The organism is Levilactobacillus sp. FUA 3915, assembly GCF_044053135.1.
GTDB lineage: Bacteria > Bacillota > Bacilli > Lactobacillales > Lactobacillaceae > Levilactobacillus > Levilactobacillus lanxiensis.
The window spans coordinates 674,173-700,675 of the sequence record NZ_CP168704.1 but is presented as its reverse complement, the minus strand read 5'-3'; the positions used below and the strand labels follow the sequence as shown (position 1 = coordinate 700,675).

26 protein-coding genes are annotated in these 26,503 nt (G+C 50.0%); 22 read left to right on the top strand and 4 right to left on the bottom strand.

Annotated features, from left to right (window positions below; genetic code table 11):
• Nucleotides 1-633 precede the first annotated feature (633 nt).
• The 4 genes from ACEPST_RS03545 (at nt 634) to ACEPST_RS03530 (ending at nt 4,911) form a co-directional block, all read left to right on the top strand.
• Nucleotides 634-1,158: a methylated-DNA--[protein]-cysteine S-methyltransferase gene (locus ACEPST_RS03545; protein ID WP_204121743.1), complete on the top strand. Its 525-nt coding sequence runs from the start codon at nt 634-636 to the stop codon at nt 1,156-1,158.
• A gap of 287 nt (nt 1,159-1,445) precedes the next feature.
• Nucleotides 1,446-2,012 (top strand): TetR/AcrR family transcriptional regulator, encoded by a 567-nt coding sequence (locus ACEPST_RS03540; RefSeq protein ID WP_395390505.1) that lies wholly within the window; start codon nt 1,446-1,448, stop codon nt 2,010-2,012.
• A 296-nt stretch (nt 2,013-2,308) separates the two neighbouring features.
• Nucleotides 2,309-3,724, top strand: coding sequence for an NAD-dependent succinate-semialdehyde dehydrogenase (locus ACEPST_RS03535; RefSeq protein ID WP_203642355.1), 1,416 nt, complete (start codon nt 2,309-2,311; stop codon nt 3,722-3,724).
• Between the two features lie 437 nt (nt 3,725-4,161).
• The gene (locus tag ACEPST_RS03530; RefSeq protein ID WP_203642353.1) at nt 4,162-4,911 is read left to right on the top strand and encodes a glucose 1-dehydrogenase; all 750 of its coding nucleotides are present in this window, start codon (nt 4,162-4,164) and stop codon (nt 4,909-4,911) included.
• Between the two features lie 388 nt (nt 4,912-5,299).
• On the opposite strand, the gene ACEPST_RS03525 is transcribed toward ACEPST_RS03530, so the two are convergent.
• From ACEPST_RS03525 to ACEPST_RS03515, 3 genes are all read right to left on the bottom strand, one after another.
• Entirely contained in the window at nt 5,300-5,827 is a 528-nt protein-coding gene (locus ACEPST_RS03525) for a GNAT family N-acetyltransferase (RefSeq protein WP_204121742.1), read from the bottom strand.
• 117 nt (nt 5,828-5,944) lie between these two features.
• A complete protein-coding gene (locus ACEPST_RS03520) occupies nt 5,945-7,321 on the bottom strand; it encodes an Nramp family divalent metal transporter (RefSeq protein WP_203642349.1) in 1,377 nt (458 codons plus the stop codon).
• Nucleotides 7,322-7,343: 22 nt separating this feature from the next.
• Nucleotides 7,344-7,472 carry a hypothetical protein gene (locus tag ACEPST_RS03515; protein WP_263972785.1) on the bottom strand — a complete coding sequence of 43 codons (129 nt, stop codon included), beginning with the start codon at nt 7,470-7,472 and terminating at the stop codon, nt 7,344-7,346.
• A gap of 459 nt (nt 7,473-7,931) precedes the next feature.
• Here ACEPST_RS03515 and ACEPST_RS03510 point away from each other — a divergent pair, with 459 nt between their 5' ends.
• From ACEPST_RS03510 to ACEPST_RS03475, 8 genes are all read left to right on the top strand, one after another.
• Nucleotides 7,932-8,786, top strand: a complete 855-nt coding sequence (locus ACEPST_RS03510) for a DegV family protein (protein ID WP_204121741.1) — start codon at nt 7,932-7,934, stop codon at nt 8,784-8,786.
• A 1,402-nt stretch (nt 8,787-10,188) separates the two neighbouring features.
• Entirely contained in the window at nt 10,189-10,842 is a 654-nt protein-coding gene (locus ACEPST_RS03505) for a VTT domain-containing protein (RefSeq protein WP_204121740.1), read from the top strand.
• A 1,250-nt stretch (nt 10,843-12,092) separates the two neighbouring features.
• Nucleotides 12,093-13,499 carry an FAD-dependent oxidoreductase gene (locus ACEPST_RS03500; RefSeq protein ID WP_204121739.1) on the top strand — a complete coding sequence of 469 codons (1,407 nt, stop codon included), beginning with the start codon at nt 12,093-12,095 and terminating at the stop codon, nt 13,497-13,499.
• Between the two features lie 136 nt (nt 13,500-13,635).
• Entirely contained in the window at nt 13,636-13,962 is a 327-nt protein-coding gene (gene trxA, locus ACEPST_RS03495) for a thioredoxin (RefSeq protein ID WP_204121738.1), read from the top strand.
• Nucleotides 13,962-14,225 carry a metal-sensitive transcriptional regulator gene (locus tag ACEPST_RS03490; protein ID WP_204121737.1) on the top strand — a complete coding sequence of 88 codons (264 nt, stop codon included), beginning with the start codon at nt 13,962-13,964 and terminating at the stop codon, nt 14,223-14,225. The genes trxA and ACEPST_RS03490 overlap by 1 nt, the downstream gene beginning before the upstream one ends.
• Nucleotides 14,226-14,673: 448 nt before the next feature.
• Complete coding sequence (locus tag ACEPST_RS03485; protein ID WP_204121736.1) at nt 14,674-15,066, top strand: fluoride efflux transporter FluC; 393 nt, start codon at nt 14,674-14,676, stop codon at nt 15,064-15,066.
• Entirely contained in the window at nt 15,066-15,422 is a 357-nt protein-coding gene (locus ACEPST_RS03480) for a fluoride efflux transporter FluC (RefSeq protein ID WP_204121735.1), read from the top strand. The genes ACEPST_RS03485 and ACEPST_RS03480 overlap by 1 nt, the downstream gene beginning before the upstream one ends.
• 69 nt (nt 15,423-15,491) lie before the next feature.
• A complete protein-coding gene (locus tag ACEPST_RS03475) occupies nt 15,492-16,322 on the top strand; it encodes a hypothetical protein (protein ID WP_239064534.1) in 831 nt (276 codons plus the stop codon).
• 356 nt (nt 16,323-16,678) lie between these two features.
• On the opposite strand, the gene ACEPST_RS03470 is transcribed toward ACEPST_RS03475, so the two are convergent.
• Complete coding sequence (locus tag ACEPST_RS03470) at nt 16,679-17,674, bottom strand: LCP family protein (protein ID WP_204121733.1); 996 nt, start codon at nt 17,672-17,674, stop codon at nt 16,679-16,681.
• Nucleotides 17,675-18,626: 952 nt separating this feature from the next.
• On the opposite strand from ACEPST_RS03470, the gene ACEPST_RS03465 reads away from it, so the two are divergent.
• The 10 genes from ACEPST_RS03465 to ACEPST_RS03420 all read left to right on the top strand — a co-directional run bounded on the left by ACEPST_RS03465 (nt 18,627) and on the right by ACEPST_RS03420 (nt 26,477).
• Entirely contained in the window at nt 18,627-19,100 is a 474-nt protein-coding gene (locus tag ACEPST_RS03465; RefSeq protein WP_125764574.1) for an S-ribosylhomocysteine lyase, read from the top strand.
• A 281-nt stretch (nt 19,101-19,381) separates the two neighbouring features.
• Nucleotides 19,382-20,470: a hypothetical protein gene (locus ACEPST_RS03460; RefSeq protein WP_204121732.1), complete on the top strand. Its 1,089-nt coding sequence runs from the start codon at nt 19,382-19,384 to the stop codon at nt 20,468-20,470.
• Between the two features lie 85 nt (nt 20,471-20,555).
• Nucleotides 20,556-21,644: an SdiA-regulated domain-containing protein gene (locus ACEPST_RS03455; RefSeq protein ID WP_395390504.1), complete on the top strand. Its 1,089-nt coding sequence runs from the start codon at nt 20,556-20,558 to the stop codon at nt 21,642-21,644.
• 48 nt (nt 21,645-21,692) lie between these two features.
• Nucleotides 21,693-22,298, top strand: coding sequence for a hypothetical protein (locus ACEPST_RS03450; RefSeq protein ID WP_395390503.1), 606 nt, complete (start codon nt 21,693-21,695; stop codon nt 22,296-22,298).
• An 11-nt stretch (nt 22,299-22,309) separates the two neighbouring features.
• Nucleotides 22,310-22,792, top strand: coding sequence for a hypothetical protein (locus ACEPST_RS03445; protein WP_204121729.1), 483 nt, complete (start codon nt 22,310-22,312; stop codon nt 22,790-22,792).
• Nucleotides 22,793-22,943: 151 nt separating this feature from the next.
• Nucleotides 22,944-23,207: a Mor transcription activator family protein gene (locus tag ACEPST_RS03440; RefSeq protein WP_203642325.1), complete on the top strand. Its 264-nt coding sequence runs from the start codon at nt 22,944-22,946 to the stop codon at nt 23,205-23,207.
• Nucleotides 23,208-23,341: 134 nt separating this feature from the next.
• Nucleotides 23,342-23,596 (top strand): hypothetical protein, encoded by a 255-nt coding sequence (locus ACEPST_RS03435; RefSeq protein WP_203637545.1) that lies wholly within the window; start codon nt 23,342-23,344, stop codon nt 23,594-23,596.
• Between the two features lie 98 nt (nt 23,597-23,694).
• Nucleotides 23,695-24,972, top strand: coding sequence for a hypothetical protein (locus ACEPST_RS03430; protein WP_204121728.1), 1,278 nt, complete (start codon nt 23,695-23,697; stop codon nt 24,970-24,972).
• A gap of 54 nt (nt 24,973-25,026) precedes the next feature.
• Nucleotides 25,027-25,851 (top strand): serine hydrolase, encoded by an 825-nt coding sequence (locus ACEPST_RS03425; protein ID WP_204121727.1) that lies wholly within the window; start codon nt 25,027-25,029, stop codon nt 25,849-25,851.
• A 350-nt stretch (nt 25,852-26,201) separates the two neighbouring features.
• The gene (locus ACEPST_RS03420; protein ID WP_164511328.1) at nt 26,202-26,477 is read left to right on the top strand and encodes a type II toxin-antitoxin system Phd/YefM family antitoxin; all 276 of its coding nucleotides are present in this window, start codon (nt 26,202-26,204) and stop codon (nt 26,475-26,477) included.
• Nucleotides 26,478-26,503 lie beyond the last annotated feature (26 nt).

Genomic DNA, 26,503 nt, shown 5'->3' with positions numbered 1-26,503 from the left:
GCCGCCTTACCGGGCAGTGAAAATAGGCCGTGACGTTGTGGGCGGACGCCGGAAGCCATAGAGCGGTCTTCCGGCTTACTTTGAGCCGAAAAGCGCGTCTCAAAGATACCAGTTGTCTAAGCGGTAAACCGCTAAGACAACTCCCACGGCTGATGTGAATGAGACCAGTAACGATTTGCGTGTGAATTAAATAGCTTATTAGAGGTGTAGGCATTGTCTGGCAATCAGACGATGTCTGCACCTTTTTGCTATGTCGGATGTTGATGTGAGTTGATACAAGTGGACAGAGGACGCCTTTGTCTCAGTCTCTGATGGCATGGACGGATAATTTTAGCCGGAGGAGGCCAGGACGGAGCCAGCTGTGTCGGCGGTGTTGGTCGGGGTTCTTTCCCGGCCTACAGCGCGGGGCGAGCTTTGAGACGCGGGCTTTGTGGCTCAAAGTCGAGGTGGAAGCCCGCTTCTTAGGCTGGAACCGACCCCACAGCAGGCGGAGCTCCTGGCAGCCGCAGACGACATTATTCGTCAATCCTCAGGAGAAATGTGACAAATTGGTAACAGATTGGCCTAGACGAGTGGGCAAGTTAGCCGACGCGCTTTTTTAATGGTAAAATTAAAACAAAAAGGGGAATGACAATGCTACAAAAACGCTTGGAGACGCCCTTGGGACCGGTTACGGTGATGTCGGATGGCCTGTCCTTAACCGGGCTATGGTTTACGGACCAAAAGTATTATGGGAGTACATTACCTAAACTGACTTTAGTTGCGGAACGTCCTATCTTTGCGAAAGTTGAGACGTGGCTGACGGCTTATTTTGCTGGGAAACAGCCAACCGTTAATTTCCCGGTTCGGCCGCAAGGGACGCCCTTCCGTCAAGCTGTCTGGCAACAGCTCCAACGGATTCCCTATGGGCAGGTGCGCACGTACGGTGAACTAGCTGCCGACGTGGGCGAGCAGCTGGGCCATTTCGTTGGCGCCCAGGCGATTGGCGGCGCTGTAGGGCACAATCCCATTAGTCTGGTTGTTCCGTGTCATCGGGTCGTTGCGGGTGACGGTGATTTGACCGGATACGCTGGTGGCTTGCCACGGAAACAGACCTTGCTTCGGCTAGAAGGGTCGTTAAAATCAAACGAAATTAAGGTGAATTTCGAAGAAAACTGATTATTTTTCCCGAAATCTACGGAATTATTACCTATTGCGCGCAAATCTATCGCACAATAGGCCCCTAGTTATGCTATAATCAATCGTGTTCAAATACTGAAGAGTACGATTATTAATAGACATAATCGGTTGATAAAATTACGCGAAAGGGGTTTCTTCTCACCGAAGAACGCGTATAATTTTAATCAGCTTAGGACGTTAGTTAAAGTTACTGACTGCCGGGGGGATAAATCAGCGACGATTAATACTTAAACTTAAATGGTGTGTAAATGATTGGAGGTATCACGATGGCTGCATCGGAAACTAAGGAGCTCATTGCGGAGGCCTTGGCTTCGTTGTTGAACCACAACACGTTCGATAAGATTACGGTCCGTGAAATTGCGGACGAGGCGGAAGTTCACCGGAAGACGTTTTACTATTATTTCGCAGACAAGTACGAGTTATTAGCGTTTGTCTACGAGCACTTCATTGTGGAAGCGCCACGTCGCGAACAACCAATGACGTTGACCTTAGAGAACTGGCGACCAGCAGTAATTCAATTACTGGAACGGATCGCAGACCATTCAAAGATTTTCCTGAACGCTTATCCGTATGACGATGGTGTTTGGCGGCAATCCACGAATGAATTTGTGGCGTCACGACTGTCAATTTTGCTCCACGCAATGCCTGAGTACCGTTACTTAAAAGAAGATGTCATTGACACTTCAGCGGAATTTATCGCTGCCGGAGCGTTAGGCATCATTAACAAATGGGCCAATGATAACTTCACGGCAAGTCCGCGAACGGTTTTGGACCAAATTACGACGGCTAACCGACTGTTCAACGGGATTTTGGATCGTTGGAAGTTGAGTTAACGCCTATATAAGCGTCACCGCGGGTCACTGTCAGCCAGTGACTCTTTTTTTGCGAAAAATTTACCGACTAATTGTCAAATCAAACGATTGGTTGCGGGCCAAAATAGATAAAAACTTACTAGACCAATTACGAAAAATGCAACCGGTTGAAAGCGGTTTAGCTTGCCCGTTTCACTAATAATTTGCTTAAAACGTCACAAACAAAGCACTGGTATTGCGCTATTTTAAAAGGTATAGTAACTCTCGTAAGGGGTTACATTGTGAATTCAGGATGACCCCATAAGGAGGAAATTAGAATGGCCTACCAAACTACCAATCCCTATACCAATGAAGTTGTTAAAACTTATGAAAACGCAACACCAGAATATGTTGAAGAAAGTTTAGCCAAAGCACAAAAGTTATACAAAGAGTGGCGGAATGACCCCGTGTTCACGCGGACCCCAGTTTTGCACAAGCTGGCCCAAATCTTCCGGGACGAAACGGATAGTCTTGCCAAAGTCTTGACGACTGAAATGGGGAAGCTCTACACCGAAGCCAAGGGTGAAGTGATTCTCTGTGCTATGATTGCCGATTACTATGCCGACCACGCTGGCGAGTTCTTGGCACCACGGAAGATCGAGTCGATTGCGGGTGAAGCCCAACTGGAAAACCATCCTCTCGGTGTCTTATTAGCCGTTGAACCCTGGAACTTCCCTTACTATCAAATGATGCGGATCTTTGCGCCAAACTTTGCGGCCGGTGATCCCATCGTTTACAAGCACGCTGCGATTACACCAGCCTCAGCCTTGGCTTTTGAGGATGCTGTTCGCCGAGCTGGCGCGCCAGAAGGGGCCTTAACCAACCTCTTCCTGTCCTACGATCAAGTTTCTGACGTGGTTGCGGACAAGCGAATTCAAGGGGTCGCTTTGACCGGTTCCGAACGAGGCGGCACTGCCGTTGCCGAAGTGGCCGGCAAGTACCTCAAGAAGAACACGATGGAATTAGGTGGGGTCGATGCTTTTATCGTCGCGCACGACGCCAACATGGCTGACGTGAAGGCCATTGCACCACGGGCACGGTTATACAACGCCGGGCAAGTCTGCACCTCATCCAAGCGGTTCATCGTCACGGCGAACCACTATGATGAATTCCTGGAGTCTTTGAAGGCGGCGTTCTCATCCGTTAAAATGGGCGATCCCATGGACCCTGAGACGACGCTGGCGCCAATGAACTCCAAGAAGGCCAAGGAAAAACTCCAAGCCCAAGTGGCAGAAGCCATTGCCGGTGGCGCAACGCCATACTACGTGCACGAACCTATTGATGATGAGGGACAATTCTTCATGCCAACGATTTTGACCGACATCGATAAGAGCAATCCGGCTTACGGCAAGGAAATGTTTGGTCCCGTTGCCCAGGTCTACAAGGTTGCCGATGACGACGCAGCCGTTGCCTTGGCTAACGACGCGGACTACGGTTTAGGCGGTATCGTCTTTGCTGGGAGCCAAGAGGCTGGTGCTAAATTGGCTTCTCGTATCGAAACTGGGATGGTCTTCGTCAACACCTTCTTCAGTTCCTTACCAGAGCTTGAATTCGGTGGGGTCAAGGGTTCCGGCTTCGGTCGTGAATTAGGCCAAAACGGGATTTCTAGCTTCATTAACCAAGAGTTAGTGGTTAAGCGTGATCGTCCAAACGATGACGAAACTGGTGGTTTGATTCTGCCACACAAATTTTAAAAATTAAGTGAGCTTAAGGTGCGTGCCAGGTGGTGCGCGCCTTTTTGCGTACGCCCGTTTTACCCAGTAAGGGTGGTTATCGACAACTGGTTTGTAAGAATAACTAATTATCGATTTACTGTTTCAAATAGCATGCTATATAAATGGTGAATATTCCGTCTGTGACGCAGATTAAACTGTCTAAAGGGTAACTACGCCGGAAATGGGCTAAGACGGCTTAGATGGCCGGATATGTCCATATAATAGTAGAAATTAAAAAAGGTTCAGTTCGGATTAAGCTGATTTTTCTTTCTATTCGATTAGGCGATTTGCAGGTGTCAGTCCCTTCAATGTAGATAGTCAGCTGACCCCCCACACGATTTGAGTGAATTATTTTTTACGGGCGACATTATGTGATATTATGAACGAGAACTAAAAATCAAAAGGGGTGCGTATTTATGTCAGATCGTTTAAAAGGAAAAGTTGCTATTATCACTGGTGGGGTCGCCGGAATCGGCCTGGGCGTTGCGGAATGCTACGTTCGTGAAGGGGCGAAAGTTGTCCTGACTGCCAACCATAACGTGGACGGCGGGCATGCGGCCGTTGCCAAATTTGGTGATGCGGTGAGCTTGTTTGTCCAACAAGATGTTTCTAAAGAAGCCGACTGGCAAAAAGTGATCGATGCCACGGTTGAAAAATTTGGCCGCGTGGATATCTTAGTCAACAATGCCGGTATCGGTGGCGTTAACGGCGCTATCGAAGACTTATCCTTAGAAGATTGGCAAAAGGTGATTGACGTCAACTTGACCGCTAACTTCTTGGGCGAAAAGGCTGCCATCAACGCCATGAAGGAAACGGCTGATGCCAAGGGTTCTATCATCAACGTGTCCTCCGTTGCCGGCTTGGTTGGGTTGCCATTTGCCCCAGCCTACTCTGCTAGCAAGGGTGGTTCACGCCTGTTGACTCACGCCACAGCTTTGAACTTGGCACAACGGAAGATCGACATTCGCGTTAACTCTGTTCACCCTGGCTGGATCGACACGGCCATTGTCCCAGAAGCTGCTAAGCAACAAATCATTGCTGGTATTCCTGTGGGCCACATGGGCAAGCCCGAAGACATTGGTGAAGTTTGTGTTTACCTAGGTAGCGACGAATCTAAGTTCGCTAACGGGGCCGAATTCACCGTCGACGGTGGTCAACGCGCTTAATTTGGTTTAAGGCAGTTGCCGTTCCCGACGGCGGATTCAAGGTGCCCTGCTGTGGGGCCGGTTCCAGCCTGAGGGTCGGGCTTCCGCCTCGACTTTGAGCCAAAGGTCGGTCTCAAAGGTCGTCCCATGAGCTAAGCTGAGTGGGAAACCTCAGCTAAGTTCATCGACACAGCTGGTCACCTTGATCCGCCTCTGGTCACTGACGTTGGCTTAACCCAAGTTAGTGGTTCTTCTTAATTTAATTGTAAACCGGCGTCCTTACTAACTTTAGATGGTTAGTGGGGGCGCTCTTTGCTTAGTGAGGGTTACCTCGCCTACAGCCGAATAAAATTTACGACATAAGAAAGGCGTTACCCGTTCTGTTAATTCGCAGAGGTGGTAACGTCTTTTAATTCGGGTGAAATTCAGATTTGAGTTTGGAGTAAACAACTGCGTCGCTGTACCCATCTCGGGTGGAAATGTGTTGACGCAGAATACCATCTTGGTGGTAATGGTTACGCTCGGCGACATGACGACTGGGCTGATTGTCTGTCGCTGCTAGGAGCTCTAGCTTGTGGCACTTTAGGCGGGTGAAACCAATATTTTCGGCCATGGCGAGGCTACGCGAGATGATGCCCTGACCGCGGAAGTTGCGACCCAGCCAGTAACCAATATCAGCGTGGCCGTCCTTGAATTCGTGGAGGTCGATCATGCCAGCAGGTTGCTGGTCGACCCAGATAACTGCGAGCCACAGCTGTTTGTCGGCGATGCGTCCCTGACAGTAGCGTAGGAAAATGCGCTCGTCCGCTGTCGAAGTGGTTGTGGCGGCCCAGGGTAACCAGCGGGAAAGATTGTCGCGGTCCTGGTCAATCAAAGCATATAACGCTGCGGCGTCCGCGATTTTGGGGTCCTTTAACTGAATATTTGGCGTACACATTTAACCACCTCGTTAACTTTTTTCTTTAGGTATACGCGTGTCTTCGGCGAATGTCAAAGCCTAAAAAAATCCCCGTTCGTTGACAATGACTGCCAGCGAACGGGGATATCAGCGAGGTTACTTCACCAGGCCGACGGTATTAAGAATCAGGTAAATGTTTAAGATAATGAGGATGACCGCGATGATCCAACCGAGAATTCGGCTCCAGGTCCGGTTGGCGAATTCACCCATCAGCTTCTTGCTGCTAGTGAACATGACCAGCGGAATCATGGCAAATGGTAACGCGATACTCAGGAAGACTTGCGACAGCGTCAGGAGATTTTCAATCTTCGCTTCGTTACCATGGTAGATAATGGCGAAGATGATTACTGGCGTTACGGAAAGTAACCGGGTAATCAACCGTTGTGCCCAAAGTGGCATCTTTAAGTTGATGAACCCTTCCATGATGATCTGCCCGGCCAGCGTCCCGGTAATGGTTGAGCTTTGCCCGGAAGATAACAGGGCTAAAGCGAACAGCATACTCAGGATTGGACTGGCGATGGCCCCAACAATTTGACTGTCAGACAGGGCGTTGAACAAGTCAACGAACCGGCCGAGGTCACTGTTGGTGCCGAAGAAGAGGGCAGCTCCCAAAATCAGTAACAGACTGTTGACCACGAAGGCCAGCGTCAATTGGATGTTGGAATCAATCGTGGTGAACTTGATGGCTTGGGCCACACTCTTGCGGTCCTTACGATCAAAGCTCCGGGTTTGCGAGATTGAGGACCCCAGGTACAAATCATGGGGCATCACCGTCGCACCGACAATCCCTAAGGACAGGTACAACATCCCGTGGTTGGTGATGATGCTGCTAGAAGGCAGATAACCCTCTAACACTTGGCTCATGTGGGGTTGGGCGAGGATAACTTCGTACAGGAAGACGAAGAGAATCACGGCAACCAAGGTCGCCACAATGGCTTCAATCTTCCGGAACCCTAACTTCATCAGGACCAACAGGACCAGAACGTCCATGGCGGTGATGATGATCCCGACAATCAGCGGGAAGCCGAATAACAGCTTCAACGCAATCGCGGACCCAATAATTTCGGCGATATCAGTCGCCATAATAGCTAATTCAGTGACAATCCACAGGAAGAAGCCGGTCCGCTTACCGGTATGTTCCCGGGTCAGCTGGGCCAAATCCTTTCCCGTGACGATTCCCAGTCGCGCCGACATGGCCTGTAACAGCATGGCGACTAAACTAGAAAGTAAAACCACGGCAAGTAACGTGTACTTGTACTGGGCACCACCGGCGATCGACGTGATCCAGTTCCCGGGGTCCATATACCCCACGGCAATTAAGGCCCCAGGGCCGGTGTAGGCCATCAGGGTTCGCCAGAAGCCCGCATTTTGCGGGACTTCAACGGTCCCGTTAACTTCATCCAGGCTCTTTTGGTTGCCCCCGGTTGACTGAATCATATGGTGCTTCTTCTCGTCGGTTTCATGATTATTCATAAAATCCCTCTTTTCTATTGGCTTAGAAATTCAGGTAGTCGATTGACTTCTGCCTTTCCTGGTGAACGCGAGTCAGCGTCAGCGTGGCGTAAATGGTGCGAATAATGGCAAAATTAACGAAGCTAACTCTTGTGACGCGCTTCAATTCCATTCGTAAGTATAGGCCATTTAGCCGTAATGTCAACCGTGTTGGGATTAATTTTTGGTGGACCAAAAAAGTTTTTATATGTTTGTAACTATAATTTTTATATTAACTACGGGTGGGGGACCATGAGCAAAAAAGAACGTGGTGACGGTTTCATGGTTGCCCCGCCTTGCCGTGTGAAAAAACCGATAAGTCGGTGGCCGGGTGGCTGTTCAGTGATAACTAGAGGAAGCGGCTAATTACAGGATTAGAATGGACTAAAATTTAAAGACGAAAAATATTTTTTGATTGCATGGTTGTGTCCCACCATTAATGAGAACGCTGGTGACTCAAAGGGCAACTGAAACGGTTCGTTACGTTAGATTTAAAACAAAGTATAGATAACCTAGTTTCCAAAACCAGATGATTGCGTTATAATCTTAGTTATTATTGAAGAGCGAAACTAGGAGAAACGAGGTAACCGTCATGCAACCAGAAAAAATTGCCATTTTAGTCGATTCATGTTCGGATGTGCCGGCTGAAGTGTTAGCCGCCGCTGACATGGCATTGATGCCAATGAATGTGGTCTTCCGTGACCGGGTCTACGAAGACCGGTTAACCATTACCCCAACTGAATTTTATCGACGCCAGGCGACCGAGAAAGCGACCACGGCGAGTCCGACTGGTAAACGAATCTTGGACGCCCTGGAGCGCATTCAGGCGTCCGGCTACACCCACGTGATTGCCGTCTGCATTTCTGCTGCACTCTCTGGGACTTTCCAGGAGACCCAGCTGTTGGCGGAAGATTCACCGTTGACGGTCCACGTGATCAATACCCGCAGTGTCGGCATTGGTAGTGGTTTTTCGGCCATCTACGCAGCCCAGTTACGGGACCAGGGATTAACGTTTGCCGACATCATTAAGGAAGTTGAACGCGTAACGGCACAGACGAAAGTCTTCTTTTACGTGCCTAGTCTGAAATACCTGCAAGCCGGGGGCCGTATTGGCAAGGTGGCCGGCATGGCCGGAACCCTCTTAAACGTCAAACCGATCATTTCCTGTGATCCAGAGGGCGTCTACTACCCGATTGCTAAGGTACGAGGCGCCAAGCGGACGATTGGCAAACTACTAGACTTGGTTGATGGGGCCATTGGTGATGCCACCAAGGTCAACGTGGCCGTATGTGATGGGGCCGACCCGGACCTGCGACAACAGGTCTTGGACCAGTTGAAGGCGGCTCATCCGAACGTCACCGATTGGTATGCCGGGGATGTCTCGCCGGCTTTGGGCGTGCATACGGGGCCGGGCCTCATCGGCGTCGGCGTCCAGGTCTTGGACTAACGGGCTTGATCTTTGGCTTTCGCCTCCGGGTCGGTGAAAATGAGCCGTGACGCTGTGGGCGCACGCTGGAAGCCAAGAAGCGGTCTTCCAGCTTACTTTGAGCCGAAGACCACGTCTCAAAGATAGCAGTTGTCTAAGCGGTAAACCGCTAAGGCAACTCCCACGGCTGAGCTCATTTTCACCGCCCCTGCGGCTGACACTGGTGTAACCCGCGTGTAGTCCAAGTGGGTTTTAACTAATGGTGGTCGATAGGGTCAAATAGTGGAAACCTCAGCTAAGACCATCGACACAGCTGGGCGCCTTGATCCGCCTCTGGTCACTGATACTGTGCACGCTGGCTCATTTTCACCGACCCTGCGGCTGACACAGGTTAAGCCCGCGTGTAGTCCAAGTGGATTTTAACTGTGGTGGGTGATACCGAGCTAGACTTCGCGCTAATTGAGCTGGTCTTGTATCGTGTCATTGCTGGATTTAATTGGCGTAAAGGTTAGTCGTAATATTTGAACTAGATACGCTATCAAACAATTTTTAAGAGCCAAGAAGTATTCGGAAATTACCAACAAACTCGGCTAGAAACTTAGTCATCCTTACAATCTAAATGCGCAAAATTTTTCCACTAAAAAAGCCACGATTCGCGTCGTGGCTTGAGGGGGGATACGAGCAGGGTTAGATACTTTGGGGGAGTGCTAAGTGCTGCTCGTAAAAGAGTATTAAGAATTTGGTACGACTCCGTTAGCAACAGTCTTTGTTACTAACTTGATTGTAGTGTAACCCCTAATCAAATTAGGTGCAATTGATTGGTTTCATAAATTTACTAATAATGGCGTTGGCTGTCAATCGTTGGTTAACTTAATGGCTGTTTCCAGCTGATAAGCTGGGTGCCCACCACTAATTACAAATAAAATCAATGCGGCAACATCCCGGTATGACGGCGATGTGGCCGCGTTTTTAGGCTACCCGACGATTAACATTTAAGGCAGTACTGACAACTGGTAGTTTAGACGTATAATAGGAAACAAGCGTTGGATTGATCGATTATTGACGACACATTTGCTTGGTTGGGCCAAGTCACTTGGTAAACCGGTGCCTGGTCGCCGATTAGCAAGCAGCGACGTAGACCAATTGCTGATTCAATTATCAGTAGATTAAGAAAAAATGGGAAAATAAAGACTTATCACCCGTTAATCATTTATAATGGTTTTATTAATGAAAACGATAGCTAATAAGGAATTTAATGGGTTCGATGGTGAAGCGTCCCGTCACCTAATTAGAAAACCGCAACAACTTTATAGGAAATTGGCCATCTAGGCCAAAGCGTGGCGCCAATTCAAAGTAAATTCACTTATCGTTAAAATAAGGTGAATGATGGCGGCTCGGCGGCCACGACGGAGGGAGACATAGGATGAGTTTAGTAGCGTTGATTTGGGAGATCATTTGGCATCCGCTAACCGTGTTGGTGCCCCTGACGAACCAATTAGGGACGGGCATCTATCCGGTCTTATTCTTTTTAATCTTTTTGGAATCTGGTATGTTGATTTTTTCCTTCATTCCAGGACAATCCTTGTTGTTTATGGTGGGGTCGATTGCGGCCAACCCACATTCACAGCTAAATATTTGGCTGCTGGTCCTCATGTTCACGATGGCAGCGACGGCCGGCTCAGCGGTCAAGTATGTGACGACCTTGAAATGGGGCGAGCATCAGGAAAAACTGATTAAGCGCCTGCCAGAAGACAAGGTCAAACAGGCGACGGCAGTCTTTACCCGTAACGAGGATCAAACGCTGCTGATTGGCCGGTTCATTCCCTTCGTTGGGCTATTTGTGCCAATCATTGCGGGCACCACAGATATGAAATGGCGTCAGTTCCGCCTCTATAACCTGGCGGGCAGCTTCATCTGGGTCTTCAGCTGTTCGGCGGTCGGCTACTTCTTCGGCAACACACCATTCATCCGTCAGAATTTCACGTGGCTATTCATCGGTCTCCTGGCGATTCCGTTCTTGGTGCGCCAAGGCTGGCAATATTACCGCGAAGCGCGGACGGCAAAGACCAGCCGCTAGGTTTAATAGTAAAACAAATATTAATAGGATGTAAAAGAGGCCCCTTACGTAAAAAATGCGTGAGGGGTCTTGTTGTTTAGGTAGTAGGAATAGTTGAGATTAGAAGTAATGCCCAAATGAAACGGGCTAAGCTAGTCTAAGCCGTAGGGCTGGTGAAAATGGGCGGGCTAGGTAGATGTTAGTGACCAGAGGCGGATCAAGGTGACCAGCTGTGTCGATGGTCTTAGCTGAGGTTTTTCACTCAGCTTAGAGCATGGGACGATCTTTGAGACCGTTCTTTGGCTCAAAGTCGAGGTGGAAGCCCGGTCCTCAGGCTTAGTTACGTAAATTCAAAAAAATTGGAATAGGAAAAGGTGCCCAGATGAAATGGGCTAAGCCAGTATGAGCCGTAGGGCCGGTGAAAATGAGCTCAGCCGTGGGAGTTGCCTTAGCGGTTTAACGCTTAGGCAACTGCTATCTTTGAGACGTGTTCTTCGGCTCAAAGTAAGCCTGGAGACCGGTCCTTGGCTCCAGGCGTGCGCCCACAGCGTCACGGCTCAATTTTCACCGGCCTGGAGGCGTCATGCCAGCGCAACCCAGAGAAATTTGGGCATAGAAAGGGCCCTGAGCAACATGCGGATTACTCAGGGCCTCTATTTAGGAATCTGTTAATAAATCACTTGTTTTGGGGGGAGTGCATCTATAGACAGTGATTCCTATCATCTATCACAGTGCTTAAGGTCAGAACGTATCACGAACCAACTACGGGTATAATACCGAGTCTCGTCATTATTCGCAAGCGAATTGTAACTGTTCGAAAAAAATGGTTAGAAAGTCTATGGGGTAAGCGACTTAACGATAACTGACGGGAAATGCCGAGATAAAACCAGGCCAGTCCCCATAAGGATTGCGTTGTTAACGGTTGCGGACAATGGATTGCCAATCGTCAAAATAAATGAAAATCGCTTGCGGAGTAGACGGGTTACGGTATCGACGGTAGGCCTAAAAATCCACAAATGAGACAAACCGCGGACTACCGGCTTTTATAAGCCTATTCGTTATTTTGACGCTATTCTTTTTACGCTTTTTACTTATTGAATAATAAATTAACCGCGAATTATTTTCGTGCAAAACGCACACACTTTCACAATTTTAATGAAAGTGTGAGGAAAACGCCTGATTTACCGGGTTTTCCGAGACGAAGTCATTTATCTTTCGCTAACTTTCAAGTAGACTAGCTTTAGAATCGTTTTTCATGTAGGAGGGTAAACATGAAAGTCATCATTGTTGGTAGTACACACGCTGGAACTAATGCAGCGCTACAAATTTTGCGTGATCATCCGGACACAGATGTGACCATTTACGAACGGCATACGAACGTCTCTTTCCTTTCATGTGGGATCTCATTATTCCTTGATGGGCAAGTCAAGCATCTTGAGGACATGTTCTATTCTTCACCTGAACAACTTGCGGAAGCCGGGGCAAAGGTTTTGACCCGACACAACGTGATTAAGATCGACGCAGCAACGAAGTCGGTCGAAGTCGTTGATATGGAGTCTGGGGATGTGACCACAGACACTTACGACAAGCTGATCATGGCGACGGGGTCAACCGTAACGGTACCACCTATTTTTGGTATCGATGAAGATAAGGTCATGCTTTGCAAGAATTATGAACAAGCAGTTGCGATTAACGAAGCTGCTAAGGGTGTTAAACGGATTGCAATCGTTGGTGCCGGTTATATCGGAACCGAATTAGCTGAAAGTTATGCGCGGACTGGCCACGAAGTTCAGCTGTTACAATCACGAGACATCATCTTGAATCACTACGTTGACAAGGGCTTGTCTGACCATATCGTCAGCATCCTTGAAGACAAAGGGGTTAACGTGTTATTGAATCGGCGAGTGACTTCATTTACGGGGAACGATGACGGCGAATTAGTTATCGAAACCACGAACGGGGACTTCACCGCTGACTTAGCCGTTGTCTGCACGGGCTTTGTGCCCAATACAGAATTGTTGCGGGGCCAAGTCGACATGGATCGGCACGGCGCCATCATCATCAACGACTACGTGCAATCATCTGATCCCGACATCTTTGCTTGTGGGGACGCCAGTGTGGTTAACTTTAACCCAACTGGTAAGCCAGCTTACACGCCACTGGCAACGAACGCTGTCCGGCAAGGGATGTTAGCCGGAATCAATATCTTCGGCAACATTCAAAAGTACATGGGGACGCAAGCCACTTCCGCAATGCAAATCTTTGGGCGGACGTTGGCTTCAACCGGGTTGACCATCGACCACGCGTTGAACGCGGGCTTTGATGCTGATATGGTGACGTTTGAAGGCACTTGGCGGCCAACGTACATGCCATCAACGGATGACCTGACCATCAACTTGGTCTACAACCGGCAAAACCGGCGGATCTTAGGGGCACAATTCTTCAGCAAACATGAAGTGGCCCAATCCGCTAACGCCATTTCGATTGCGATTCAAAACCGTAACACGATTGACGATTTGGCCTTTGTAGACATGCTGTTCAATCCCAACTTCGACGACCCATTCAACTACTTGAACCTGGTCGCTCAACAGGCTGTGGAAAAGGAAACCAAGCGCGGAAACAACCATCCCCGTTTGACGGCCGGCATGGACGAAGATCCAGAATTGACGAAAGATTAACGAATTGGTAAATGAGACGTGGTGCCTGCGGGTGTCACGCCTTTTTTGTCTAGGGTGAAAACAAAAAGCTGGCGTCGTCATACCCCTTGGGGTATACTGATGACACTGATTAAGAAACCGAGGAGGATGAATGAACATGCAAGCAATTACAAGCAAGGATTTTGAACACATTGGTGATGATACCGCGGTCACGGTCGTGGACTTTTGGGCTGACTGGTGTGGGCCATGTAAAATGCAGACGCCCGTCTTGGAAAGTTTAGACGAAGCATACGGCGACCAAGTGAAGTTTGCATCCCTTGACGTCGATAAGAACCAAGACCTGGCCCAATCTCTGGGCATTATGAGCATTCCGTCATTGGTCATCTTTAAGAACGGCATGCCAACGGAAAAGGTTGTGGGCTTCCACCCCAAGGCCGCACTCAAGAAGTACATCGACGAAAAATTAACTGAGGTGAGCGCTTAATGGTCCAAACAACGTCCAGTCAATTAAAGAATCGGCTTCGGCGGGCGGATGGCCAGCTGCAAGGCATCCTGAAGATGGTCGACGACGGTCGGGAATGTCAGGACATCCTGACCCAACTCGCTGCCGTTCGTTCCGGCGTGGAACGCATGATTGGGGTCGTCGTCGCTGAAAACGTCAAGCAGTGCATCGCGGATGACCAGCTCAGCGACGACCAGCAACGTGAATTACAAACGGCGCTCGACCTGGTTGTCAAAACGCACTAAATAAATTGTTGTCAGCGCCTCCGGGCCGGTGAAAATGGGCCGTGACGCTGTGGGCGCCCGTCTGGAGCCTGAGAAGCGGTCTCCAGACTTACTTTGAGCCGCTGAGAAACGCGTCTCAAAGATAGCAGTTCCCTAAGCGGGTCCCCCCCGCTAAGGGAACTCCCACGGCTGAGCCCATTTTCACCAGCCCTGCGGCTGACGTGGGTTTAACCCGTGACAATGTCGTCGTTATTTGACAGTGATTGTCGCTGAATTGACAATTGGTTTGTAATTTGTAATTTGTAATTTGTAATTTGTAATTTGTAATTTGTAATTTGTGTTGGGGATGGATCTAGCTGACTTCAATGTCAGTGGTCAATTCGGACCAACCAAACTAGTTTCACCAGAAGTCGCCTTGATGGCGGCTTTTTTGGTACAATGGAAAGATACTTTTGGAGGAGGCCAGCAAATGGCTAACGTGTTTGCAATTATTGTTTTTGCCTTTCTTGGGGGCAGTGGGCGTTACTTGGTGGGGCAATCGTTGCCCGCGACAGCCGGATTTCCCTGGGCGACGATTTTGATTAACTTGGTCGGCAGTGGGCTGTTGGCTTGGCTGTCACATGCCAAACGCCTGACAGCCCAGTGGCCGGAAGCCGTGACCGTGGGCTTAGGTGTCGGTGGCGTCGGGGCGTTTACGACCTTCTCGACATTTAGTGTCGACGCCGTGCGGTTGGTGAGTGAACAACGGTGGCTAGCGGCCATTAGTTATGTGCTGATCACCGTTATTGGTGGGATGATTTGCAGCGCCCTGGGCGTTTGGATTGCCCGGCGCTGGTGGACATTCCACTTGGAGGAAAAGTGATGGCCGCGGTGGCTGGCCTGGGCGCGACCGTGGGGGCTTTGGGCCGCTACGGAATGACGCGATTGGTGCAGTCCTATCATGGCAATCGGTGGCCGCTCGCCACGTTATTAATCAACTGGTTGGGATGCCTATTGTTAGGCTTTTTAACCGGTTGGCAGGCAACCAATTTGACCGCGGTTTTATTGGGAACGGGTGTCCTGGGGGGCTTCACGACCTATTCGACGTTCAGTCACGAGGTCATCATGCTGGCAGACCAACGCCGGTATGGCGCCATGACGCTGTATCTCTTACTCAGTATCGTCGGTGGCCTGGTATTGGCGGCCGGTGGTGGTTGGCTCGGTTGGCTCTTTCGCTAGGCAGCGATAAATCAGTGGTATTTCAGGAGAAACTTCCCTATCATGGGACTATTGAGTGAAACGAGAGGAGTGGCAATTTTGGCAGAACGCTTATCGATTGCGGAACAAAATCAAGCATTACGCGAGCAACTTTCGCCGGAAAATCAGGCTTACTGGGATGACCTGGTGGCGGCCTTGCGGCAACAGCCCAAGTACGCTAACGAAGATACCCTCCAGCGAAAGTTACGGGAAATATTGCCCAATTTATTAGTGGCGCAGTCAAAAGAGCAATCCGCCCAAGACTTTTTTGGCGCAGACCCGCAGACCGTCGCGGCACAAGTGGGGGCGGCTTCGACGAAACCCACGTGGTTGACCTGGGACTTGCTGGTGCCCGTTTTAATCTTTATCTTAGGGGTTGTTTTACCCGCAGCGATTCTACCAGCCGTGCCGTTACAGGGCTTACTGATCACGGTACAATTTGGCATCTTCGTGATTGCTATGATACTCGGCATCTGGTTGGCCGGGCGGGTGACCTCGCAAATGCAGCTAGTCGGCTGGTTGGTCATCGTTGTGGCGCTGTTTCTCGCGACGTGGTTGGCCGCACGAATCGTCCCGGCGCGGGGGCTCATCTACCTGACCCGGGTTGGCGGTAGTGTGTTCCTGCTGGTCTTTGCGCTGGCCGTCACCGGACTGACCTGGTGGCATCACCGGCGGCACGCGGATTCCTGGTTCCCAGCAATCCTCGGGAGCTTGTGGATCACGACACTGCTGGGCTTACTGGCGCGGTTCCCGTTGACCTCCGGGTTGATGGTGACGTCCGCGGGTAACCTGTTGATTGCGCTGGGGACGGTGCTGGCGGATGCTAGTATCTTAATCATCGGCTGGCACATCTGGCAACTCCGCCAAAATAAATCAGAGTAACGACCATAGTCCGCTCCCGCCAGCGGGTTCAAGATTCCCTGCTGTGGGGCCGGTTCCAGCCTGAGAAGCGGTCTTCCACCTCAACTTTGAGCCTGAAAAGCACAGTCTCAAAGCTTGTCCCATGGTCTAAGCTGAGTGAAAAACCTCAGCTAAGGCCATCGACACAGCGGGGAACCTTGACCCGCTTCTGGTCGCTCTTGGTTGTCTCTAATTTAGTTATCCAGACAGTCAGCTCATCATTAGCTGTAATATTTGCGGTAATATTTGAATAACAATTAAATGTAAATAAAGTAAATGCAGACCGATAATTCCAGGGGAATTGCCAGTCTGCATTTTTTATTTGCCTTTAAGGACCTTTAAAATCCCATCGGGTCCAACGCGTCCGTTTGAAATGTGCTGGTAGTGGCTAAGCCTAGCGCTTGGCGGAGGCCCGTTGAGACCTTGGTGATTTCACTTTGTGGTGCGATTTGGTAGTCGATGCCGTTGATGGTGGCCGGTTGGCCTTGTAGCGTTTGGGATTCGATGTGGCGGCTGGTGTGGCCGTCCTTGGTACGTAGCCACATCAGGTCGTCGAAGGTCAGATTCGTTTGCAGGTTACTGTTGAGCGACTTCAAAACCGTTTGGTAGCGCAGAACCGAGCTCAAGCTGGCTTCCTTTAACACCAGTGCCTTGATGATTTGACGTTGGCGGGCTTGGCGGCCGTAATCGCCGAGTGGGTCCTGGTCACGCATCCGGGAGTAGGCCAGGGCGCTGGCGCCGTTTAGATGAATCTTGACGCCCTTGGTGACGTTGGCCTGTTGATAGTGGAAGGTCAGCAGCGGATCAATCGTGACGCCGCCGACCGCGTTGATCATTTTTTCCAGACCGCCCATGTTCAAGAGCACATAGTAGTGGATAGGGATGTTGACCAGGTGCTCCACGGTCTGAATCGTGGTTTTGGCGCCGTAGAGTGGATAGGCCGCGTTGATCTTTTCCTCGTCGTTTTGGCTACCATAAATATTGACCAGCGTGTCCCGGGGAATGCTGGTCAGCTTGGCCGTCTGTTTCTGCGGATTAATCGTGGCGACAATCATGGTGTCAGTCCGACCGACCTGCGTCCGCCCAAGCGCGCCGGTATCGGTGCCCAACAGGAGAATGGCAAATGGCTTGCCGCTGGTAATGGTGGTATCGCTGGGCTTGCCCACGGCGTGATAGGTTGCTGAAAATGTCTGCTGAGCCGTGTGCCAAGCGCGCCACCCGTAAAGTCCGCCGCCCACCAGGAAGAGCGCGAGCAGGGTCAAAAAAATGTGGCGTCCCCGGTGACGCCGACTGGTAAAATGCCGTCCCCGTGGCGGCAATGGTGCATTTTGCATGATGATTCCTCCCCCTTATACGCTGACAAGTATAGTCATTTACGTGGCAAATGGCGGCGACCTTTACCTAATTAGGTAGTCTTTTAACCAAATCTTATCTGGCGGGTTAGGTCTCTGGCATCGCCTCCGGGCGGGTGAAAATGGGAGCGGCAACAGCCAGCCGTTCCCGGCGGCGGATTCAAGGTGCCCTGCTGTGGGGTCGGTTCCAGACCGAGGAGCGGTCTTCCACCTCGACTTTGAGCCTGAGAAACGGTCTCAAAGGTCGCCCCATGGCCTAAGCTGAGTGAGAGACCTCAGCTAACGCCATCGACACAGCTGGTCACCTTGATCCGCCTCTGGTCACTGACGTTTGCGTACCCATTTTCACCAGCCCTGCGGCTCATGTCGACTTAGCCCACAGGAAAAATTGGTTGGTGGCTGGCATTCAACTCCCCAGTAAAAATGGCGCCTATGACCTAAGGAATCCTATCTGAATGTAGCCAAGTTACTGGCAGGCCGGCGTTTACAAAAATGGTTATAATTCACTAAAAGAAATTAGTGGCCGGTAGCGGTTACTTTGGTGTACAGTAAAGGAAGTATCGTTAACGAGTTTTGTGTGGGTTAAGCCAGTGTTAATCGTAGGTATGGTGAAAATGGCCAACTAGGTTGCGGTTAGTGACCAGAGGCGGATCAAGGTGACCGGCTGTGTCGATGGTCTTGGTCGGGGTTCTTTCCCGACCTAGAGCATGGGACGGCCTTGGAAACTCGTGTTCCTTAGCGAGGTTTCAAGCCGAGCTGGAAGACCGTTTCTCAGGCTGGAAGCGTGCCCCACAGCAGGGCACCTTGAATTCGCCGTCGGGAACGGACGTCACCGTGTTCCGGCCCATTTTCACCATGCCGGAGGCAAATTGAACACGCTAACCCGCACCAAACTGGTTATTAACATATATAATGAAAAGGGAGTTGGCAAATAATGGCAAAAGTTGAAAGTTTTACTTTGGATCACACAGCTGTTAAAGCACCTTACGTTCGGTTGATTACTCGGGAAACAGGGACCAAGGGCGACGTCATTTCTAACTTTGATTTACGATTAGTTCAACCTAACGAAAACGCAATTCCAACGGCCGGGTTACATACGATTGAACATTTACTAGCCGGTTACCTGCGTGATGAAATGTCTGGCGTCATTGACTGCTCACCATTTGGTTGCCGGACCGGTTTCCATTTGATCACCTGGGGCGAACAATCCACTGAAGAAGTTGCCAAGGCTTTGAAGGCTTCTCTGCACCGGATTGCCTTTGATACGGAATGGAAAGATGTTCAAGGCACTGACAAATACAGCTGTGGGAACTACCGCGACCACAGTCTGTTCTCCGCAAAGGAATGGAGCAAGGATATCCTGGACAAAGGGATTTCTAAGGATCCTTTCAAGCGCGAAGTCATCTAGATTAAGTTAAACGCAAACCCCAAAGGAATCTGGCAGGCTGCCGGGTTCCTTTTAGTTTGTCCTATCCAGTTAGTAATGTTGAATGCATGACATTAGCAGAATCTTTGTTTGCCAGGAATGCTTGCGATATAATTAATATAATAAATGCTTTTGGGATTGGTTAAACTGTCGTTGTCAGTGTCTCCGGGCTGGTGAAAATGAGTCGGAACGCTGTGGACGAACGGTTGGCGCCAAACAGTGTGAAGGTTTGTAAAACGAAAAAATGTTGAGGGGATTTGATCATGAAGAAGCTACATTGGGGTTTAATGTTATTGGTGGCCGTCAGCTTGGGGCTAGGCGGCAGTACGACCGCACAGGCCTACGGGACGTATCACCAGAAGTCATCCGCTTTAAGCGTGGGGCGGATGCGGCACGTGAACAATTCTCGCGTGCACTACGTTAAAGCACCCAAAAATTATCAGCACGCCAAGAATACGCATGGCATCAACACCATCAAACGTAGTCGGGGGACAGCAATCACTTTTAAAACGAAATATTTGTTGCCGCTGCCCGGTTACCACAATCAGGCCTGGGGCAATCCGCAGGGTCTGACCACCAACGGCCGTTATCTCTACGTTTTGTACTGCCCCACGGCTTGGCACAATCGCGGACGCATCGTGCGTTACGATATGAAAAAGCTGAATAAATTAGGCCTGACGCCGCAACAATTACAGACGGCCTACACCAGCAACGCCAAGGCGCAACTTGCCAGTCATGCGGCTGTCAAGATTGGGAAGCCCTTTGAAACTGGGCACGGTCAGTCGTTGGCTTATAACTGGAAAAATCATCATCTTTATATGTGGTGTGACAAGGAGAAGTCGGCGGCCACACCCGTCAATCAGTACGGGTACATCAAGCAAATCAAGGCCAACACGTTGACGCCCCGTTATCAAATTCGGTTCCGTCTGAAGCACAAGCGGTTTGCGGTTCCGGGTGGCCACGTGTTAACGTTTGATAAAAAGGGGCACGCTTACTTCTGGAGTCGACCAACGACGCACCAGGCCTACATTTATCAGGGAAGCATTTCCAAGCATCACGTGAAATTCCGGCTGACGCGGCAGATTTTGAAACACGGTCCGGGCACCCACGTGCAGAGTATGGGGTACAATCCACACACCAACCGGGTCTACCTGGTGGCCGACGATTCCATCGCCAGTGTGCCCGTCAGCAAGCTCTCCGGCAAGGGCCACCTGACCAAGAACAATGTGCACTGGACCAAGTTCTCGTCTAAGCGTGAATTTGAGGGCCTGACGTTTACCAAGGGCGGTCACGCCTACCTGTTGACCAATCACAATCCGGAAATTCTTCGGGGCAATCGCGTCAGTTGGTAAGTTTAGCAAGTTGAAAAAATCCTTATCTCCGCTAGTTGGCGGCCGGTGCAGTATACTGGCTGAAAACATTGAGGGGTGAGGGATTATGCGAAGAATTCATTTACTCGGGGCGTTAATCCTCAGTTTGGGATTGATGGGGATGGCGGTTCCCGTACAAGCAGACACGTTGGTGAAGCAGTCGGTCGCGGCCCTGGCCACACCGAAAAATTTGACGTCGTTAGATGATGCGCAGGTGCATTTCGTCACGGTACCCACGGCCTACGCCAATGCCACCAATCCACATGGGGTGAACACGATTGCCAGTGATCAGGGCAGTGCGGTCACCTTTACCACGAAATACCTGCTGCCGATTCCGGGGTACCAACATCAGGCGTGGGGCGACCCGCAGAGTTCCGCCGTGGTCGGGCAATACCTCTACGTGGTCTACTGTCCTACGGCTTGGCAGAATCGTGGCCGCATCGTACGGTTCGATATGTCGGCTTTGGCCCAGCTGAACGCGACACCGCGGCAGATTCAGATGGTCTACACGACCGCTGCCAATCATTCCGCCCAGGAACAGCAGATTCGGGCGGCCATCAAGGTGGGCCCCGCGTTTGCGACTGGGCACGGCCAATCTCTGGCCTACGATTGGGCCACACAGAAGTTTTACATGTGGTGCGACAAGGAGTCGGCGCCACGGGTCAACCTCAGTAAGTACGGCGTGCTTCAACAGATCAGTGCCAGCACGTTGACGCCGGTCCACAAGATTCAGTTTCGGCTGAAGTCCAAGACGCTCAACGTTCCTGGTGGGCACGTTTTGGCCTTTGACCAGGCCGGCCACGCCTATTTCTGGACGCGCCCCGACCCCGTGAACGTTTACCTTTATCAGGGAACGATTCAAAATAATCGCGTGCATTTCCAATTGACCAAGCAGATTCTGGAACACGGCCCGGGCACCTGCGTGCAAAGCATGGCGTACAACCCGCACAACGACCGGTTATACCTGGTAGCCGACGATTCAATCGCCAGTTTGCCGGTTTCCAAGCTGGGCCAGTTGACCAGCGATGACGTGACCTGGACGGGCTTTGACTCGACGCGGGAGTTCGAGGGGCTGACTTTTGGCGACAACGGCCAGGCCTATCTGATGAGTAACCACAATCCAGAAATATTAACCAGCAATTCTTTAAATTGGTAATGATTAGCCAAAATGGCGCCGGTCCGAGGGGAGTGAGCGCCATTTTTAGTGGGAAAATTGGGACTACGTTTTTTGCGGCTCCAGGTGTATCCTTATGGGGTGGTGGTTGAACCAATTGTTGGTGAAATCATTGCCGTACATAATAAATGGGAGATGTTGGGCATGAAAAAATTGTTGATCAGCTTGATGGTCGTTTTGGCCGCAGTTGTTGGCGGCAGTGCGGTGATGTCGGGGACGACGGCGCAGGCAGCTAAAACCAAATTTACGCACTTGAAAGCTACCCCTAAAAAGATGCGTGGAACTTGGTACCATAAGGATGCTAAGCGCGGTATGTTTAAGATTGTTATTAAGAAGCATTCGTTCAATTACAAATATGATGATCAGAATTCCTTAATCAAAAAGCTAGATGTGACGAAGGATTATCAAAAAGGGAAACTTGCTTTGTATGGATTTGATAGTAAAACGGCTCCGAGTGGCGGAACAGTTCTTTTTAATTATACAAAGAAGATTAATGGGAAGAAGCGGCATGTCTTAGTCGAACTTCCTCAAGGTGCTGGTATTAATCCAAACGTCTTCACGAAGACTAAGCCTAAGCGAACTTATACTGTTTCTCAGAAAGTATTGAACAAGCGCCCTGATTCAATTACTCAGTAGGAAGGTCGTTAATGATGAAGAAATTTTTAATTAGTCTCGTTATTGTACTGGCAACACTGATTGGTGGTAGTGCCGTTAACGTAGGCACCACCACTGCACAGGCAGCTACTAAGTATCGGACGGTAAAGGTGACACCGAAAAAGATGCGGGGAACCTGGTACCATTACATGGGCAAGAAAAATGGCATGTACAAAATGGTTATCAAGAAGCATCAGGTCAGCTGGGGCTTTGGTAAGCTGTACAAATTGCCGAGCTTGACGATTACTAAGACGATGCAAAAGGGTAAGCGCAGCATGTACAATTTCAATAGTAAAACGCATCCCGGTGATACCGGTAGTTACTTTACCATGACGATGAAGATTCGTGGCAAGAAGCGGACTGTGATTGCCTCACCCCAACAGGATCCCAGCTTGAAGCCGATGGTCTTTACGCACTTCAAAACGAAACACCAGTATTTTGCCCCACTGTCGATTCAAAAGCATTTAGCGTTCTAAGTTATTTCATAAAGAGAATTCGCCAATAAGTGACGGATTCTTTTTATTTCACAAAAAGTACGCGCCTTGCGAAAATAAGTGGACACCCAAGCCCCAGAATAGTTTAGACTGTAGGTAAGCAAAAATTTTAGGAGAAGGGAGGCTGGACGACATGGCAAAAGATGATTGGCAGGCGATTTACCAAGACTTGGCGGAATTAATTGGTGAGGAGAATACGCTTAAAGTCTTTAAGGATTTTCGGGGAAGTACGGTCAACTTCCCAATGCGGTTGATGCGACGCGAGGCCTTGCAGGAGCGCATTCAGGGGGACTATTCCGCTGGCGCTTCGGTGCATGAGTTGAGTGCCCAGTACCAGTTAGCTGAGCGCACCGTGCGCAAATACCTCCAACACGAAAATAAAAACGACGGTATTTGACGTGCAACTATACAATCAATCCAGCAAATAACTGTGTATGCTATTATAGGTGTCGAAGCTATTACTATTTGCCACTAAAATTTGCTAACCTTTGTTTAAGAATCTTTAAACAACTGGGAAGGCTTGAAAAAACTATGGATATTGATACAGATGCGCTGCAAGGCGTTTATAAAAAGCTCAATGAATTGCTAGGAACCGACGAAATGCTCAAATTTTATCAGGAATTTCGCGGGACTCAATTGAACCTGCCAATGAAGCTTTACGACCGGAATGGGACAGTTGCGGCTATCCAAGAAAAGTATCCACAGATGTCGGAGAAGCAACTGGCCGATAAGTATGGTTATTCACAACGGTGGGTCAAGCGGGTCATCAGCGAGAACAAGAACTAGTACATACAGAAGTGATAGGGAACAACGACAGTGCTGAGACTTGGACGACGAGTGTCGGCACTGTTTGGCAAACGGACGAAAAGATAGGGGAACTAATCATGCAAACGAAAGCGAAGTTACTCGGCCTCGCCTTAGTGGCGGTTGTACTTGTAAGCGGTTGCCGTGCGAAATCCACCACGCAGCAGAAACTGGCCGATCAGCCACAACCATCAAAATTGACGACGTTGTTGCAGCCAGTGCGAAAGCGTTCGGCAGAGGATGCGGGAACCCGTACCAATCAGCAGGTGACTTACTCGCGATTCACGTATCACCAGAACCATTGGCGGTGGGCGTTGACGACTAACAAACGCACCGTGATCAAGGGCATTATCACCGGCGTCAAGTCACAGGATGGCCTTAAAAAGTTAACGGTCAAGTTGCCCAAGAAGCAGACGGCCACGGTTACCTTTAGTTGGCGGGATGACGCCAAGCAGTCTTATAATTTGAAGAGTACGTCACCAAAACTGAACCGTAATTTTATCGTAGGCGATAACGGCAAGGGATGGACGACGGGCGTGCCCGCGGAATTAAAGGGCACCTGGCAAACGGATCTATATGCGGCCAAACGCTATCACCCGGGTGGTCTCGTTGAACCGGCTGGGGCCTATGAATCGTCTAGTGCCGCGTTTATGCGGACGACCTTCTATGTGAGTGCAGACAGGTTAGATGGCCGCAATGATACCTACAATCAGCATAAGGAGTTAGTTTCTGAGGGTGCCGGTTGGGGTGCTAATCACCAGGCTTCCTATAAGAAATTGGAACATAATAATTATTGGTTGAAGTCGTATATCGTTGGGGATAAAACGGGCTTAAACGTTTATCGGGTGCAACTGGCAAATGACCGGTTGAAGTTAATCGGGGTGTTTGGTAATATCCCAGCGATGACCAAGTTGACGACCGCACAGGCCAAGGCCGACCGGACCTATGGGGCTGAGGCTGCGACTAAAGAAGCGGATACCACGATGGCAAGTTCTAGTGAGCGGAGTGCGAGTTCCGCCACGACCAGCACTAGCAGTAGTTCGGCCGCGACCAGTTCGGTGGACACGCATAACTTAACGACGGATCAGGTCAACCAGTGGATCTGGTTACACTTGAAGCAGGATTACGCGGGCAAGCACGTCACCATTCAAGATATGTTCTTCACGCAAACCACGAATGATGATGGCACACTGACGATTCGGGTCAAGGAAAATCACAGCACAGAGAACATGAAGAAACAAGGGGTCACGGAGATTGTGGACCCAACAGTGGGGTGGTACGGCATCAATTCGAAAGGTGAATTGACCGACAACACGACGGGTGACAATAAAGTTATTGCCACGGAATATGGCAAATAAATCGCGCGGACTCACACGAAATTTGGCGGGCCGGCCTTGGAGGAATGAATAAGTATGGTAGGTAAAAAATGGCTTAGATTCGGCATTGTGGGTGCCTTAGCGTTAGGGTTGTTGGGGTCCACGGTACCGGCCCAGGCAACGACGGTTCCGCACGAAAAAACGGCCATTAAGAAGGTTATCAAACGGGACATGGCACCGGTTCACGGCCGGTGGTCGGTCCAGGTCACGCGCTTGGGTCAGCGGCCGCTAAGCGTGACCACGGGCAATCACAAGGTGCAGGCACAGCGGTCGGCCAGTACCATTAAGGTGTACGTGATGCTGACGATTTTCAAACGGGCCCAGGATCACCATTTGAAACTGACCAAGACGGTGAAGACTAATTTGAAACGGATGATTTATAATTCCGACAACACGGCCACCAACGCCTTGATTCATCGGCTAGGTGGGTTCAAATTGGTCAATAAAACCGCCAAACAGTATGGCTTTAAGCACACGCATTTAAAGCGGTACATGATGGACACGCGGGCAATTAGTCGCGGGCATGATAACTACACATCGGTGCATGATTTGACCAGGTTCTTAACGTTAGTCTCGCAACATAAGTTGTTAGGGAAAACTCGGGATAAGCAAATGATGAACCTGTTACATCATTGCAAGAATCATAGCAAGCTACCCAAGTTGGTGACGCACGCCGCCGTGTACAACAAGACTGGCGAGTTTCCAGCCAAGGGTGTCCAGAACGATGCGAGTCTCTTTAAGACGTCTCACGGCACCTACACGGTCGTGGTGATGGCGCAACAGGGCAATCAGTATCAGCAGTATCGCGCCATGAACCGCTTGGGCCGAGACACGGTCACCTATTTGAATCAACATCGGTAATGACTGGTCGGGAGTGAAAGCTCTCGGCTTTTTTTGCGGTCGTATAAATGCTGTTATACAAGGATTGTTGTGCTTTCATTATTGTGAAATTTGTATGTAAATGTTGTGTAAATAGGCTATACGCCGGGGACTTTATCCGTTAACATTGGGGTAATCATTGGTGAGGGGGCGCAATCATTCCCCTGGAAAACGCAACCCGGCAGGTCCTTCGGCCGGAACCGGGTTTGCTGAGCGTTCAGGGGATGACCAGCAACTGATGACGTGTGTGGATCTGACAATGATTGCCAGACGAACGTGGTGCCAGAACTGAGTGACTTAGACCAGCAGCAATGAACCTGGGGAGGGACATTATGGACGCAACGAGTTACGCGTTTTTCCGGAAGAAGTTAAAGCACTACATGAAGCGAGTGACCAATAATCAAGAACCCTTGATGATTACCCGTAAGAACAAGCATAACGTTGTACTGATTTCCGTGGAGGAGTACAGTAATCTGCTGGAAAATCAGTTTATTTTGAGTCACCTAGAAAGCCGCGCTTGGTTACAGGCGACCGCTGAGCAAAAGGAAGCTGCTGCCGTCGTGAGCCAAGAAATGGTGACGGAACCGGCTGAAGTCGAACCGTCATAGGACAAGAACGCCCTCTTCACCGAGTC